This window comes from Nitrincola alkalilacustris (assembly GCF_008973755.1).
GTDB lineage: Bacteria > Pseudomonadota > Gammaproteobacteria > Pseudomonadales > Balneatricaceae > Nitrincola > Nitrincola alkalilacustris.
In genome coordinates this window covers 241357-255958 of record NZ_WBOM01000005.1, presented here as the reverse complement: position 1 = coordinate 255958, position 14602 = coordinate 241357, and the positions used below count along the sequence as shown (strand labels likewise).

16 protein-coding genes are annotated in these 14602 nt (G+C 51.9%); 8 read left to right on the top strand and 8 right to left on the bottom strand.

Translation table 11 applies throughout. The annotated features are described in order from the left end of the window. The first annotated feature begins 14 nt into the window (after positions 1-14). Both F7R27_RS11360 and F7R27_RS11355 read left to right on the top strand, forming a co-directional pair. Entirely contained in the window at positions 15-2024 is a 2010-nt protein-coding gene (locus F7R27_RS11360; protein ID WP_151704377.1) for a TRAP transporter permease, read from the top strand. A 101-nt stretch (positions 2025-2125) separates the two neighbouring features. Then, entirely contained in the window at positions 2126-2896 is a 771-nt protein-coding gene (locus F7R27_RS11355; protein ID WP_151704376.1) for a FadR/GntR family transcriptional regulator, read from the top strand. A gap of 65 nt (positions 2897-2961) precedes the next feature. On the opposite strand, the gene F7R27_RS11350 is transcribed toward F7R27_RS11355, so the two are convergent. The 3 genes from F7R27_RS11350 to F7R27_RS11340 all read right to left on the bottom strand — a co-directional run bounded on the left by F7R27_RS11350 (position 2962) and on the right by F7R27_RS11340 (position 5454). Then, a complete protein-coding gene (locus tag F7R27_RS11350; RefSeq protein ID WP_206060482.1) occupies positions 2962-4017 on the bottom strand; it encodes a succinylglutamate desuccinylase/aspartoacylase family protein in 1056 nt (351 codons plus the stop codon). A 76-nt stretch (positions 4018-4093) separates the two neighbouring features. Continuing rightward, complete coding sequence (gene rimK, locus F7R27_RS11345; protein WP_151704374.1) at positions 4094-4999, bottom strand: 30S ribosomal protein S6--L-glutamate ligase; 906 nt, start codon at positions 4997-4999, stop codon at positions 4094-4096. Then, positions 4996-5454: an ATP-dependent zinc protease family protein gene (locus F7R27_RS11340; protein WP_151704373.1), complete on the bottom strand. Its 459-nt coding sequence runs from the start codon at positions 5452-5454 to the stop codon at positions 4996-4998. Before F7R27_RS11340 ends, rimK begins: the two co-directional genes overlap by 4 nt. Positions 5455-5790: 336 nt before the next feature. Here F7R27_RS11340 and F7R27_RS11335 point away from each other — a divergent pair, with 336 nt between their 5' ends. Further along, positions 5791-6621: a BON domain-containing protein gene (locus tag F7R27_RS11335; RefSeq protein WP_151704372.1), complete on the top strand. Its 831-nt coding sequence runs from the start codon at positions 5791-5793 to the stop codon at positions 6619-6621. A 315-nt stretch (positions 6622-6936) separates the two neighbouring features. Here F7R27_RS11335 and F7R27_RS11330 read toward each other — a convergent pair whose 3' ends face one another. The 3 genes from F7R27_RS11330 to F7R27_RS11320 form a co-directional block, all read right to left on the bottom strand. Continuing rightward, complete coding sequence (locus F7R27_RS11330) at positions 6937-7416, bottom strand: MarR family winged helix-turn-helix transcriptional regulator (RefSeq protein WP_151704371.1); 480 nt, start codon at positions 7414-7416, stop codon at positions 6937-6939. A gap of 151 nt (positions 7417-7567) precedes the next feature. Beyond that, positions 7568-8218 (bottom strand): SGNH/GDSL hydrolase family protein, encoded by a 651-nt coding sequence (locus tag F7R27_RS11325; RefSeq protein WP_151704370.1) that lies wholly within the window; start codon positions 8216-8218, stop codon positions 7568-7570. 122 nt (positions 8219-8340) lie between these two features. After that, a complete protein-coding gene (locus F7R27_RS11320; protein WP_151704369.1) occupies positions 8341-9303 on the bottom strand; it encodes a LysR family transcriptional regulator in 963 nt (320 codons plus the stop codon). A 152-nt stretch (positions 9304-9455) separates the two neighbouring features. Here F7R27_RS11320 and F7R27_RS11315 point away from each other — a divergent pair, with 152 nt between their 5' ends. The 3 genes from F7R27_RS11315 to F7R27_RS11305 are packed head-to-tail and all read left to right on the top strand — an operon-like array spanning position 9456 to position 11664. Then, entirely contained in the window at positions 9456-10637 is a 1182-nt protein-coding gene (locus F7R27_RS11315) for an MFS transporter (RefSeq protein ID WP_151704368.1), read from the top strand. Between the two features lie 42 nt (positions 10638-10679). After that, positions 10680-11252 (top strand): hypothetical protein, encoded by a 573-nt coding sequence (locus tag F7R27_RS11310; protein ID WP_151704367.1) that lies wholly within the window; start codon positions 10680-10682, stop codon positions 11250-11252. Next, the gene (locus F7R27_RS11305) at positions 11242-11664 is read left to right on the top strand and encodes a hypothetical protein (protein WP_151704366.1); all 423 of its coding nucleotides are present in this window, start codon (positions 11242-11244) and stop codon (positions 11662-11664) included. Before F7R27_RS11310 ends, F7R27_RS11305 begins: the two co-directional genes overlap by 11 nt. 115 nt (positions 11665-11779) lie before the next feature. Here F7R27_RS11305 and F7R27_RS11300 read toward each other — a convergent pair whose 3' ends face one another. Then, positions 11780-12193: a PRC-barrel domain-containing protein gene (locus F7R27_RS11300; protein ID WP_151704365.1), complete on the bottom strand. Its 414-nt coding sequence runs from the start codon at positions 12191-12193 to the stop codon at positions 11780-11782. A 139-nt stretch (positions 12194-12332) separates the two neighbouring features. Then, positions 12333-12674 carry a hypothetical protein gene (locus tag F7R27_RS11295; protein WP_151704364.1) on the bottom strand — a complete coding sequence of 114 codons (342 nt, stop codon included), beginning with the start codon at positions 12672-12674 and terminating at the stop codon, positions 12333-12335. Between the two features lie 591 nt (positions 12675-13265). On the opposite strand from F7R27_RS11295, the gene F7R27_RS11290 reads away from it, so the two are divergent. Both F7R27_RS11290 and F7R27_RS11285 read left to right on the top strand, forming a co-directional pair. Further along, positions 13266-14123 (top strand): WD40/YVTN/BNR-like repeat-containing protein, encoded by an 858-nt coding sequence (locus tag F7R27_RS11290; protein ID WP_240776351.1) that lies wholly within the window; start codon positions 13266-13268, stop codon positions 14121-14123. A 4-nt stretch (positions 14124-14127) separates the two neighbouring features. After that, complete coding sequence (locus F7R27_RS11285) at positions 14128-14406, top strand: ubiquitin family protein (RefSeq protein ID WP_151704362.1); 279 nt, start codon at positions 14128-14130, stop codon at positions 14404-14406. Positions 14407-14602 lie beyond the last annotated feature (196 nt).

Here is a 14602-nt window from a genome sequence, read left to right as displayed (position 1 = left end):
TGGAGAAACAGTACATGACACATGAACCGATCAAGATCAAAGTGCCAGAAATAAAGATCGATCCTGGCCACTCAGGCCCCAGGTTTGTTCTTTGGATCATTACTCTGGTTGCACTTGCTCTTTCGCTGTTTCAACTCTACAGCGCCGGTATTCAGCAGTTTGGACTTTTCTATCAGCGTGGCACCCATCTTGCGCTGGTACTGATGCTGGCCTTTCTGATCTTTCCTCCCATGCATGGGCGCAGGCGGGGATTCTTAACCTGGCCGATCGATATCCTTTTCTTTGCGGCTGCAGCCTACTCAGGCTTCTACCTGGTGTTCTATCTGGATGAGATTATCGGGCGCGCCGGTTTCTGGAATACAACCGATATTTTCGTTGCCTGCATGACAACCGTTGTGGTGCTGGAGGCGAGTCGACGCGCTGTCGGGCTCGGACTGACAATTATCGGCATCATCGCCATTCTTTATGCGCTGGCAGGGCCACGCGGCGCCCTCCCCTGGCTGGGTGAGTGGCTACCGGGCATTCTGAATCACCGTGGTTACACGCTGGAGCGTGTCGCGGCGCAGCTGTATCTGGGGCAAGAGGGGATCTTCGGCTTGCCTCTGGGTGTAGCGGCCACTTTCGTCTTTATCTTTGTACTCTTCGGCGCTTTTCTTGAAGTAACCGGTGCCGGTAAGTTCTTTATCGACCTGGCCTTTGCCGCCACCGGCAGGCAGCGCGGTGGCCCAGCCAAAGCGGCTGTGCTGGCATCTGCCACCATGGGTTCCATCTCCGGCAGTTCGATTGCCAATGTCGTCACTACAGGCGCTTTCACCATCCCCCTGATGAAACGACTTGGCTACAAGCCGGCACAGGCCGGTGGCATCGAGGCAGCGGCCAGCACTGGCGGGCAGATCATGCCACCACTGATGGGGGCTGGTGCCTTCCTGATTGCGGAATATACGCGCGTTCCCTATATCGAGATTATCAAAGTCAGCGTGTTTCCGGCCCTGCTGTATTTCGCCACCGTTTACCTGTTTGTACATATCATTGCGATCAAACAGGGAATGAAGGGGCTACCCAAGAGTGAACTGCCGGTCATGCGCGAGGTGATGGCACAGGGCTGGTTTTTCCTTATCCCGTTGATCATGCTGGTATATCTGCTCGTGATTGGGATCTCCCCCATGCGTGTGGGCTTCTATGCGGTGATGGGTATCATCGTCATCGCCGCCATCAACGGGGCCTATCATGCTATCAAACGCGGCCTTCGTGGCAGTAACATGATGCATGAGCTCTGGCAAACGGCACTGGTGGGCTTTCACAAGCTGTTGCTCGGGCTCGAACTCGGTGCACGCAACGCCATCGCCGTCAGCATCGCCTGTGCTGTGGCGGGGATTGTTGTAGCTGTGGTGGGACTAACCGGACTTGGTCTGAAATTCTCCTCCATGATGATCGCCTTCTCGGGCGGTAATATCCTGCTCGCCCTGCTGCTGGTAATCATTGCCAGCCTGATACTGGGTCTTGGCCTGCCGGTTACCGCGAGCTATATCGTGCTGATCGTACTGGTTGGCCCGGCATTGACCAATGAGTTCGGCATTCCATTGCTGATCGCGCATCTGCTGGTGTTCTGGTATTCACAGGATTCGAATGTCACACCGCCGGTGGCACTGGCCGCTTTTGCGGCCGCCGCCATCGCAGGAAGCAAGACGATGGAAACCAGTGTGCAGTCTTGGAAATTTGCCAAGGGGCTCTATCTGATTCCACTGTTCATGGTGTTCAACCCCGAGATCATCACAGGTGGCCCATTGCCGGTACTGCTCTGGAACGGGGCGATCATTATCGCAGCACTGCTGGCCTTTGCCGCTTCACTTGAGGGCTATCTGTTTACCTGGATGAACTGGTGGATGAGGGTGATACTGATCGGTGCAACCATCGCAATATTCATACCACATATGGCAGCAGAGGTGGCTGGCGGTGCTCTGATACTACTGATGCTGGCAATCAATTTCATTCAGGGGCGCTCAGCGAACGCAAAACAGGCATAATACCGCCTTGTGAGGCAAACGCTCCAGCCGGGGCAACCCAGTAAGCCGCAGTCAGGTTTTGGGCTGCCCTTTTGTAAACGTATTATCTACAGAGTGTGTGAATGGATAAGGGCTTCAGTGGAATAGACTCCCCGAAACGTATGAAGCGTGCCGACCAGATAGTGGAGTCGGTCAAGCGCTGGGTAGTGCTTAAGGATGTTCAGCCGGGAGATAAACTTCCTAATGAAAAAGCCTTAATGGAGCTGTTCGAGTGTTCCAAAGGCACCGTTCGCGAAGCCTTGAAATCACTGGAGGTGCAGGGGTTGATCACCGTCAAGACCGGCCCTAATGGTGGCGCGATCCTTGCTCAGGTCCCCTACCCTCTGGCCTCGCAGATGCTGCGCAACTATCTGCATTTTCAGCACCCGACCGGGCCGGATATCTACAGCATGCGTAAGCTTGTGGAACCGGAGATAGCCACCATCGCCGTTGATAAACTGACGGCTGAAGATCTGGCTGAGCTGGAAAGACTGACCGAACTCTGCGCCAGCCCGGCACAGGATATTGAACAGCGCGTGACACAGCGCATTGCCGAGCTGGATTTTCATAACCTGCTGGCAGACCGCTGCGGTAATCCGATACTCGGGTTTTTCGGTCGATTTCTGAATGATCTGATCAAGGATCTGGTGATTTACAAGAAGGTGCAACTGCCGGAGCAGCAGGAGTTTTCCAAATCCAACCTGCACTATCACCGCGAGTTACTGACGGCCTTCAAGGCCAGAGATCACCAGGCTGTTCACCGCCTGATGGGAGAGCATATGCAGTGCGCTCAGGATTTCAATGTAGAGCTGGAAGCTCAGCTGGCCAATCGTCTGCTGGTTCAGTCCGAGTGATCACTGCAGTAAATAACTACAGTAAATAACTACAGTAAATAACTACAGTAAATAACTACAGCAGATCACTCCAGCAGGCCGTTATCCGCATAGGGGAAATCTGCAGATTCCAGATTTTCCTGATAACTTTCAAGGCGTTCTACAGCCAGGTCGGTACGATAGAATTGCGCAATATGATAAAGCGCGTCTCCCTCGTTCACCAGTGGCAGGTTCATCTGTCCGATCACCAGACCACTGCAGGGTGACCAGATCTCGGTTTCTGATTCGCCAAAAGGATCAGAGACAATACCCAGTAATGTCTGATCGCGCACAACCCTGTCACCAAGGTTGACGAAAGCACGGAAAATACCGCTCTGCGGGGCACGCATCCACATGCTGGAACGCGCCATCATCGGCTCGAGGCCGGGTGCTCTGCGACTCTTCGGCAACATCTCCAGCGCACGCATCACCCGTATGATCCCTTCAACGCCACCACGAATGGCAAACTCATCAAAGCGCAGTGCTTCCCCGGCTTCATAGAGCAGAATCGGGATATTTTTCTGTCTGGCTGCGGCCCTCAGTGAACCATCACGCAGTGCCGAGTTCAGTATCACCGGCGTACCGAAGGCCCTTGCCAGGGATAGCGTTTCCGCATCATCCAGATCGGCCCGTATCTGAGGCAGATTACTGCGATTGATCGCTCCGGTATGCAGATCAATACCGTGAGTCGCCTGGTTGACAATCTCGGTCATGAAGATGCGTGCAATACGCGCGGCAAGCGAGCCTTTCTGCGAACCCGGAAAACACCTGTTCAGGTCACGTCTGTCTGGCAGATAGCGGCTGTGGTTGATAAAGCCATATAGATTCACGATAGGAACAGCGATCAACGTCCCTTTCAGGCGCCTCAACGCTGGCACCTGCAGCAGGCGACGAATCACCTCAACACCATTGAGCTCATCACCATGGATCGCCGCACTGACAAACAGCACAGGCCCCTCCTGACGGCCACATATCACCTGAACCGGCATGGTGGTGGGTGTATGGGTGTAGAGCTTACCCAGTTGCAACTCAATCGTTTTACGCTCGCCGGGTTGAACCTCTACCCCGCCGATGGTGATTGGCTGATTCTTTTTTCGCCGCACTGACAATCGCCTGTCCTATTGTTTAACCGGTACCTGCTGCTTAGCCAATATCGGTTGGTTAACCAATATCTGATGCTTAACCAGTACCTTTGGTCTGTGTCCGATTGGGCTTGGCATTACGCTCTATGAAATCAATGACCATGCCAGCTACATCTTTACCAGATGCTTTCTCGATGCCTTCAAGACCCGGCGATGAGTTTACCTCCATCACCACGGCACCATGATTGGAGCGCAACAGATCAACACCACAGACATTCAGCCCCATCACCTTGGCCGCACGTATCGCGGTAGCCCGCTCTTCCGGTGTAATGCGACACAGCGTAGCAGTACCGCCACGATGCAGATTGGATCTGAATTCGCCCTCTTTAGCCTGGCGCTTCATCGCCGCTACAACCTTGCCGCCGATAACAAAGGCACGAATATCGGCACCTTTCGCTTCCTTGATGAACTCCTGCACCAGAATGTGGTGCTTCAGCCCCATGAACGCCTGAATAACGCTTTCTGCCGCCTGATTGGTTTCGGCCAATACCACACCGATCCCCTGCGTACCTTCCAGTAGTTTGATGACGGCCGGCGCACCACCCACAGTGCTGAGCAGGTCATCGATATCATCCGGTGAGTGGGCAAAACCAGTGACAGGCAAACCGATACCACGACGTGAAAGAAGCTGCAGGCTGCGCAATTTATCCCGCGAGCGGCTGATTGCTACAGATTCATTCAATGGATAAACGTTCAGCATCTCAAACTGGCGCAGTACAGCCGTGCCATAAAAAGTAATCGAGGCGCCAATACGAGGAATCACGGCATCAAAGCCATCCAGTATCTCGCCCTTGTAGTGGATCTGCGGATTATGGGAGGTGATGTTCATGTAGCAACGCAAAGCGTCAATGACCCGAACTTCATGCCCTCTGCTCTCGGCAGCCTCTATAAGACGGCGCGTTGAGTAGAGTTTTGCATTTCTGGACAGTATCGCAATCTTCATTTACTTCTCCCATGCCTGCCTGACTGTAGATAGGAGGCACCCGAATCCACAATTAATCGTTTCTGTTTAAGCGCCTGTCGTCCCAGCAACATGCGAAACATCATGGTGTCCCGACAGGTCAAAGATAATTCAATGGCAAATCGCTCATTCCCGATCTGCACATCTGTCTCAATAAAATACCGCTCGGTGACATTCCCGCCCGAATCAGTCACATTACGCACATCCTTGACCGGGGCTTCGCACCATACTTCTGTTTCAGTGTCATGCTGTTTCGGATGCAGTCCGAATCGCACCCATTCGGCGCCGTCACGTGTAAAACTGTCGACTGCAAAGGCGTGCAGTGCCGAGGTACGGGCACCTGTGTCGACCTTGCATTTGATACTGTCGATACCAAGACCGGGAAGACCCACCCACTCTCGCCATCCTACGATAAATGCTTCTTGTTGCTCAGTCATATGACTCTGCCGTTTTTAGAACTCAACACCAGAATAGCACTGCACGCCGATACTGAAAGTAGATCGTGCAGAAATATCCATTTGAATCAGACTAGTTAGCACCCGGAACAGGAGGTTCTGCGGGCAGGAAAATCAGATAAGAGATAAAGAGTGTTGAAAGTGCGCTAGTAGAACAGAAGCGCCGGAATCTGACAAGAGGCCGGAGATTAAATGGGCAAATGAGATCACCAGTGTAAGTGCGATAACGCACAGAACAGCACAGGCTTCCAGATATACCATCTAACCTCTCGATGATCCTGCCAACTTATTCAACACTCACGAGTGATGGAGAAATATATGAAAAACAATCTGAACAAACTGCTGCTGGCATCCAGTATTTCACTGGCGCTGGCTGGTGCAAGTGCAACAGCGTTTGGCAAAGATACATCAATGGATATCAGTAATGCCCGTCAGCAAGCTCAGATCGAAACCACCTATGCACTGAGCCCCTACCTGCGTGCACATGAGATTAATATAGATGTTGTCGACGGCAAGGCAACTCTGACTGGAATAGTCGATGAAGAGATAAATAAAGATCTCGCTGAGCAGATCGCAATCGGCGTGCCAGGTATCACATCCGTTGACAACGACATTGAAGTCAAGGCTGATTATGTCAGAGAAGAAAGAACCGACGGTGAGCGCAGCTTCGGACAAGTCGTCGATGATGCCTCCATCACAGCCGCAGTTAAATCGAAACTCCTTTGGAGCAGCTTCTCTGACGGCATGAATAGCGAAGTCGAAACTCTCGACGGAGTGGTCACGATCACAGGCACAACTGATAGCGAAAAATCGAAATCCATGGTTGATAAGCTCGCGCTGGGTACTCGTGGTGTCAGATCCGTTGACAACCAGATGACCGTTGACCCTGCCACCAAAGCTACTGTGACCGGCAGTGATAAGGAGAGCGACACAGGACAGGCCATTTCTGATACGTGGATCACCACTAAAGTGAAGTCCACCTTCCTGATGTCCAGCCACATTCACAGCAATGATATTTCTGTTACTACCAAAGAGGGTATTGTCACTCTGAGTGGGTCGACACAAAGCGGTGTTGAACATGCATTGGCAATTGAACTCGCCCAGAATATCAAAGGCGTAAAGAGCGTTACGGCAACTGAACTGAACTGAACTGCTTACTTATACTAGTCTTGTGCTGTACAGCCTTTTACCCAGAGGTAAAGCAGCGGCATACTGCTGACCGGCATCAGAAAGCACTTCGCCGAAGAGAAGTTCAACCTCTTTGCTGTGTGCAAAAAAAGTATTTGTTCCGATGCCGGAAGGTTATTGATCAGATGGTTCATGCTTGCTTCGGCTGGTTTAGTTGACATGGAAATCTCCTTAACAGCAGGAGCAAGCCAGTAGGCGGCAAAGAGAACATGCCTGATACAACGCAGGCCACTCCGATTCACAAGCCTGGTTCTCATTCCTGCACCCAGCCGCTGTTTACTCACTGGAAAGCAGTATCTTCTTCAATAACCCTGCCAACTGAGTTTTATCATCTCCATCAAGACAGCTGAGCATCTGATCCATGTTGGCCAGATGGGACTCCAGGGCCTGATCCAGCACAGCCACTCCCTGCTCTGTCAGTGCAACCTTACAACTACGACGGTCCTCTTCACTGGCCATCCGCTCTATCAGGCCCCTCTGAACCAATACCTCTATTCGCGTGCTCATCGCGCCAGATGACAACATCAACGTTTGATACAACTCTGTCGGGGTAAGTGGTACCTGACTACGACGCAGAGTCGCCAGAATATCAAACTCGACACGACTCAATCCCTGCGGTTCGAACACAGCATCCATTTGCTTTCCCCAGAGCATACTTACCCGTCCGACACGCCCGACAACCCCCATTGCAGAGCAGTCCAGGTCAGGTCTGGCTTTACTCCACTGCTGCAAAATCCGATCTACCGAATCCGTCATGACACACCTCTTCAAATACCCTTAAAGAAAGATACTTGATTGAAAGGCAAGATCCTATGATTTCGGAGTGGAACCAGAGCTATTTCCTTCAGGGATGTCCCAAGCGGCGGATCAGGATCGACAATACAACTGTTGCATCACTCAACGTACCTCAGAGAGAACAGCCAGCCAGCAGCTTTTGAGCAACGCCGCACAACTCATTGCCAAGAACCAGATGCTGCTCTGCATCAAGATGAACACCATCGACTTTGCTCGACATGATGACACTGCCGGCATCAATGAAATGACAACCGACCTCGGCACATACCTTTTCGTATGCCTCAGCCAAACCGATACACTTTGTCTCTCCGCCTTCAAACTTTGGTGCGATGGGTCCTTTCGGTGCTTGAATGGCAGGGGGTGCAACCACCAAGATGTCTGGCACAGGCATACCCGGCTCAATCGGCGCAGAGCGGATGGCTGAGATAAGCGCGAGAATTCCCTGGGAAGATTGCCATGCATTGTGCGGGTGCATGGATTGAAAATCGTTGGTGCCAAGCATGAGAATGACAAGATCCAGAGGTGAATATATCTCTATCTGCTGAGCCAGACCAACCAGACCATTGCGGCCAGGTTTAAACGGATCATCCCAGACAGTACGACGTCCATTGAGGCAGTTCTCGATAACACGCACTGCCTCGCCAGAACGGCTCAGCGCTATTTCCATTACTCCCGGCCAGCGTTTATCGAACGCCAAACGCTCGCGTGTAGTGGGAATAATGCCCCATGACAACGAATCGGAATAGACGAAAATATGCTTCATATTAACTCCATTGGCTCGTATTCAATCGCTCTCAGACAGTGTTGCTACCGCTTGGCAGGTCAAAAATCTCAGCCAAACGTCAAGACGAACGTATCCAGCTTCTATTAGAGGTATCCATGCCTTCACCGAGGAAAATCAACAACAGGGACCCAGTTTTCAGCCCAGGTCTTATTTGTGCTTTCACCCATGGACTCTAACGATGACATCATAAACTCAATAAACACTCTGACCTTGGCAGGTAAGTAATCTCGCTTGGGATAAATGGCAAATACACCACTATCAGCTTGTGGTGGCCTGAAATAGGGATAAAGGGAAACCAGAGCCCCGCTGTTCAAACCATTTTTCGCAAGAAAGTGAGGTAGTTGAGCAAAGCCCAGGCCGTCTGTACACATATGTGCCATTGCCTCGCCATCATCGGTGATATGACTGCGTTCCAGCTCATAAGGGAGATACTCCCCTCTCTCATTCGGCAAAAAGATCGGCTGCAGCTGCTGTGTTTCCTTGATTCGAAAGCCAATCCAACTGTGCTGTTTAAAGTCCTCAGCGCTGCGTGGTGTACCGTGTGTCTCTAAATAGTGAGGCGACACACACGTCAGAAAGTCCATTGGGCTGAGTCGCCTTGCCACTAGGCGGCTGTCTTTGACAAAGCCGGTACGCAGCGCCACATCAATATCGTTTTCGATAATATCCACGTGGAAGTCGTTGATCTCTATCTCGAGCTTGATCTCTGGGTAGCGCTGGCAGAAAGCCTGCAATAAGGGGCGAAGGTAGAGATGGCCGTAGCAGACGGCAGAATTGATACGCAGGGTACCGCAGGGAGATTCATTTAAATGCCGCAGTTCATCTTCGCAGGAGTCGAGGTCCTGAAGCAGCTTGCGCACGGTGTCGGCATAGCGCTGACCGGCGGTGGTGATGCGCAGCTGTCGGGTGGATCGCTGAAAAAGCGTCAATCCCAGTTGCGCTTCCAGTCGGCTAATGGCCTTGCTGACGGTGGAGGGATCTGTGTTGCAGGTTCTTGCCGCAGCCGCAAAGTTACCACTATCACAAGTGGCTATAAATATTTCCAGTGAGCGCAGTTTATCCATCGACTGAGTATAGTCGGTCGTTCCGCAGACTGTCTATAACACAAAATTCATGAATATCCTTCACGACTGATAGGGAAGTTAGCCTATTTTTCTGGATTTTTCACGGCCATAGAATTCCTGACGATAGAACACAGATATCTAAGTGAGGAATCATGTTGAAGCACTCTCTTTCAAGAAAATTACCTGCAGATAATCCCTTTGCATACTTTTTCCTGGCATTTATCGCCATGGCTGGTCTTGCTTATATTAACTTTTTGCCGGGCGTTGTGAATGCGCTGGCGGGCGGTATTGGTTTCAATGAGATCGAAGCCGGACAGATTGTTGCACTTAACGGATATGGAAGCCTGCTGGGAAGCATTGTGGCTATTTTTCTGGTGCGACGCTTTCATTGGCAATCCGTCATGCTGATATGTTTGTCTCTGCTGGCGCTGGTGGATATCGGCACTTTATGGGTTGAAGATTATGGCGTCATGTTGGGTTGGCGTTTTCTGGCCGGGGCGCTGGGTGGGCTATGCGTCGGAATTGGCTTCTCGGCACTGGCCAGGCTCAATAATCCGGATCGTGCGTTTGGCACCTTGCTCTTCATACAGTTCAGTATTGGCTCTATCGTGATGTACGCCTTGCCAGCGCTCGAAACGCAGCTGAACGCACATGCGGTTTTCTACGTGATGGCAGGTTTTATATTGCTGAGCGTGGTGCTGATACCCTTTCTTCCCTCTCTTCCATTGAGCAGCCAGTCTATCCAGCAATCCAAGCCTTTGGCTGAGCTGCTCGGAAAACCACTGCTATTGTTGTTGGCGATCATTTCCTATCTGACGGCTGCCAGTGCCATTTATGCTTACGTAGGGCTCATCGGCCTTGGAGCGGGTTTTGCTTCTGAAAGTGTCAGTACCTACATCGCAATAACCGGCCTGTCTGGGTTGCTGGGAGCGATGGTTCCTGTGATTAGTGGTAAACGCCCTGGTCGCATATATCTGATTACTGCCGGTATCGCCATGTCGACAGCGGCTGCAGTGCTGCTCAATTTCTCACACCTTGCTTCGCTCTATATCATTGGCATGACTTTGCTGTTCTTCTCATGGCCAGCGGTCCAGTCATACCTGTTTGCAGTAACCGCCGAGATAGATAGCAGCGGAAGGCTCTCAACTATTGCAGCAGTCGTATCCTTTGTCGGACTCGCAACAGGACCCATGCTGGCGTCCAGCCTGCTGGATAGCGGCAACTTCTCAGTGATGCTTTACACCTGCGCCATGATTTTCATATTGAGTTTCTCGCTCCTGTTAAAACCGGTAAAGGCACAGGGAAAGGTGCAATCCCTGCAAGGTTGTTTGTAAAAGCTCGTTTTTATATCTGGCCAGTTAGCCTGAGGAAACAAAATGATCCGTTATCTATTCAACAAAATGCTGCTGTCGATGAATAAGCGTTACGATTATGACGTGAGTTATATGCAGGATATCCTGCAAACAGATATGGCGGCGTTTTTAAAGTTCATGGGTTTTCAAACCATGTCATCTCACTCGGGGAACCTGCCGCCAGGGCCGCTGTTCGCAGCCAGATTACGTGCGATTATCTGGGATGATTGCGGGCCCTGCACTCAGCTGGTGGCTAATATGGCTTTGGAAGCTAAAGTCAGTCCAGAGATTGTGCGTGCCATTATTACTGGAGATTTGAGCAAACTGCCTGCGGATATCGCGTTGGTCGTGCAGTTTACTGAGCTTGTGTTGGCCCACAACCCTGAAGCCGATGATTTGCGCGAAGAGATCTTGGCCTTATGGGGCCAAAAAGGACTTATCACCCTTAGCTTTTGCATCAGCTCCGCGCGGGTTTATCCCGCACTGAAGTACACCTTGGGGTATGGTAAAGCCTGCAGCAAAGTCATAGTGAATGACTCATCCCTGGCACCAACCCGACAATCCGCGTTGTCCGAGAGGCAGCAAAATGCTTATTAACAGAGCAACCACGGTGGCCGCTACCTTGTTGGGGTTGGCAGCCTTGGTTAATGGCTTTTTTATGACATTCGCTCCTGAAGCCTGGTACTGGCTGGTACCTGGAGTACCGGGCCGAGGGCCGTTCAATCAGCATTTTGTGCGCGATATAGGTATCAACTACATCTTGATAGGTATGGCCTTTGTTGCTGGTGTCATGTTCATCAAGCACCGGATGGTACTCTGGTTAATGCCTACTGCCTGGCTGACAGGCCACGCCATGATTCATGTGTGGGAGGTAATTGTTGGAATATGTGGAACAATATCCCTGATTGAGGACTTTGCAGGCGTGACACTACCGGCATTATTGGCGCTGATTTTGGTTTATGTCAGCTATAGGGATCACCTTCAAGACCCAGACATACCAGGAAAGTAATGATGGTGCAGTCCTGTTTCAGCAACGAACGCAATGTGGGTTGGACTCGGCGCACCCGTGGCCTGTCAACAGGCTCAGTTATTCACTGAGCCTGTGCCTGAGGGGCAAGAGCCTACTAGCGAAGCGTTTCGGAATAGTGCTTCGTGCCATAGTAAGAATGGATCTGATGACCCCAGTCCATATCAGCCATATCCGGCCAGTTATCTTTGTCAAAGCCTGGTGCATTTTTCAGCTTTTCTTTATCAGCATTCAACGTGAAGCGCTGTTGATCAGCATCCAGTGTTAAAGCGTTCCAAGGCACAGCGAACAGCTTTTCACCCAGGCCAAAGAAACCGCCGAATGACAGCACTACATACGCAACATGTCCAGTAGAGATATCCAGCATTAAGTTTTTGATGTCTCCGAGATCATCTCCCTGAAGATTATGAATATCGCTGCCTTCAATTGAATCAAAACTTATCAAACGTGAGCCAGCACCGTTAATGGGCTTATTAAAAACACTGCCAGTGCCATTAGTTTCATTGATCATGATTATCTCCATATATTACAGACTGAATTACTCATCGTCGGCCAAATCCTTGATTGCCTACGACTAGACTCAGTCTATAGAAGCATTTATTAATCATCTGTTCGGTGGCCCGCATACTCGTACTTTTTCACAGAAAATTTTACCTTTGATGATCGGAGCATTCACCAACCGATTCCTGTATAACTCTTCGCGCAGTCGTCGTTTCCTGCTCGGTCAGGGTTTCCACCACCAGCACGACATGTCCTTGGGCGATGGCATCACTAACCAAATCGGAAAGCCAGCCATCTTTTTTTCCCTCACCCTCGGTAGCTCCAGCAGCAACTCCAATCAAACCACCGATACTCGCACCCCAGCCTAGCAGCATCAACGGAGCGACTACAGGGCTGGCGACGAACAGTGTCACACTTGTCGCCGCCAGCGCGACACTGCCTAGCGCACCGATGCCGGTACCCACCGCGGTGCCGATTGCCCCATCCACCATAATATTTTTCAACACACCATCGCTCTTTGCTTCCCTCGCTGAGGGGGGCGAGATCGCGTCGGTATAGATAATCATCCGTTCGCATGGCAAGCCTTACCAATGGCCTAAAAGTCATTTGTTTTTCTTTGGCACCCTGTCTAAATTGAAGATTCCCATTCGATTAGTAGTCAAGGAGCCAGCCGGATTCTGGCTGAATCGGCTTCCGGGACGCGCACTGTTCGGCAGAGCATGCGCAGAAAACAAGAACAGATTGAGGGCCAAACCATGTCCGATACCCTGATACTGGGCACCCGCAAGGGCACCGTCATCCTCGACCGAACAACGTCTGGCTGGCAAGCGCGCCCGATACTCCATGCTGGCATTACTGTCTGCTATGCCACCCGTGATCCTCGCGATGGTACCCTTTGGGCATCTTTGGACCACGGCCACTGGGGGCCGAAACTGTCCCGCTCACGTGATGGCGGCGAAACCTGGGAAGATCTGAGCACGCTGAAATATCCTGAAGGCGCGCGCCACATCTTACAGTACCTGCCTACGCCTGATTTCGAAGCGGAAGCTCCGACGGGTGAGCCGGACTATGCCAACGCGACGGTGTATAAAATATGGTATCTGGCCTTCGGTGGCCCGAACCAGCCCGGGCGCGTCTACGCAGGTACCATTCCTGGTGGCCTCTTTATCAGCGATGACGGTGGTGACAGCTGGACGCTCAATCGCCCCTTGTGGAACCACGAAAGCCGCGGTGGAGACCTGTTCGCAGGTGGTGCCACCAGCGAGAACCACTGGGGCGGCACACCAGCCAGTATCGATTACGGTGTATTCGAACCCGGCATCCATTCCATTCTGGTCGACCCGCGCGAACCGAATCACCTTCATGTGGCCGTGTCTTCGGCTGGTGTGCTTGAATCGACCGATGGCGGTGAAACCTGGGTCGGACGCAATCAGGGCATGCTGATGGATTACCTGCCCAACCCCGCCGCCGACTGGGGCCACGACCCGCACTACATCACCCAATGTCCAGGCCAACCGGAGCACCTCTGGCAGCAAAACCACTGTGGCGTGTTTTACAGCAACGATGGCGCCAAGCAGTGGAAAAAAGTCAGTGTGCCGGAAGCTGGAGTGCACTTTGGCTTCCCGATCGCTGTCGATGAACAGGATGGAAGTACCGCCTGGGTAGTACCTGCACGGGCGGATATGGCGCGGATGACCCTGGACGGTGGCCTCTTCGTTGCCCGTACCACCGATGGCGGCGAAAGCTGGCAAAAGTTGCGTCAGGGCCTGCCGCAGGAACATGCGCACGACATCGTGTTCCGTCATGCACTTGATGTCTCCGGCGACCGCCTCTGTTTTGGCAGCACTACCGGTAATGCCTACGTTTCTGAAGATCGCGGCGACACCTGGCAATGCCTCGGTAATAATTTCCCGCCGATCTACTCCGTACGCTTCGGGTGATGTTATGCCGACGGTTAAAATGACTTCACACCTCTACCGATTCTTTCCGCAATTGGAAAATCAGGTCATCACGTTGCCATCAGGTTCGGTAGCCGAAGTCCTGCACGGCATCAATGAGCTGGCACCCGGCTTCACCGACTACATTCTGGATGAACGCGGCGCCATGCGCCGCCATGTAAAGCTGTGCATCAACGACACCATTGTCATCGATCGCAAAGCGCTCAGTGACCGAGTGCAGGAAGAGGACACCCTGTTCATCTTTCAGGCTCTTAGTGGCGGTTAGTGCAAATAATTTTCACTTTTTGCAACTCCGTGTGCCAGCGAACAGACCTGCCCAAGCCGATGCCCTACTCTGGACTTAGATGAGGCGATGGAGTTGCCTGAACAGGGAGTTACATTGCGCGCCACACGGAAGGCGGCGCCACCCAATTTCGCACATGTGAAAAGAAGGAGTTATTCATGAACAGTATCGTCTATAT

Bases quoted from the DNA above. Each gene is read 5' to 3' on its own strand.
- F7R27_RS11360 (WP_151704377.1), top strand. From the start codon at position 15: ATGACACATGAACCGATCAAGATCAAAGTGCCAGAAATAAAGATCGAT.
- F7R27_RS11355 (WP_151704376.1), top strand. From the start codon at position 2,126: ATGGATAAGGGCTTCAGTGGAATAGACTCCCCGAAACGTATGAAGCGT.
- rimK (WP_151704374.1), bottom strand. From the start codon at position 4,999: ATGAAGATTGCGATACTGTCCAGAAATGCAAAACTCTACTCAACGCGC.
- F7R27_RS11340 (WP_151704373.1), bottom strand. From the start codon at position 5,454: ATGACTGAGCAACAAGAAGCATTTATCGTAGGATGGCGAGAGTGGGTG.
- F7R27_RS11335 (WP_151704372.1), top strand. From the start codon at position 5,791: ATGAAAAACAATCTGAACAAACTGCTGCTGGCATCCAGTATTTCACTG.
- F7R27_RS11330 (WP_151704371.1), bottom strand. From the start codon at position 7,416: ATGACGGATTCGGTAGATCGGATTTTGCAGCAGTGGAGTAAAGCCAGA.
- F7R27_RS11325 (WP_151704370.1), bottom strand. From the start codon at position 8,218: ATGAAGCATATTTTCGTCTATTCCGATTCGTTGTCATGGGGCATTATT.
- F7R27_RS11320 (WP_151704369.1), bottom strand. From the start codon at position 9,303: ATGGATAAACTGCGCTCACTGGAAATATTTATAGCCACTTGTGATAGT.
- F7R27_RS11315 (WP_151704368.1), top strand. From the start codon at position 9,456: ATGTTGAAGCACTCTCTTTCAAGAAAATTACCTGCAGATAATCCCTTT.
- F7R27_RS11310 (WP_151704367.1), top strand. From the start codon at position 10,680: ATGATCCGTTATCTATTCAACAAAATGCTGCTGTCGATGAATAAGCGT.
- F7R27_RS11305 (WP_151704366.1), top strand. From the start codon at position 11,242: ATGCTTATTAACAGAGCAACCACGGTGGCCGCTACCTTGTTGGGGTTG.
- F7R27_RS11300 (WP_151704365.1), bottom strand. From the start codon at position 12,193: ATGATCAATGAAACTAATGGCACTGGCAGTGTTTTTAATAAGCCCATT.
- F7R27_RS11295 (WP_151704364.1), bottom strand. From the start codon at position 12,674: ATGGTGGATGGGGCAATCGGCACCGCGGTGGGTACCGGCATCGGTGCG.
- F7R27_RS11285 (WP_151704362.1), top strand. From the start codon at position 14,128: ATGCCGACGGTTAAAATGACTTCACACCTCTACCGATTCTTTCCGCAA.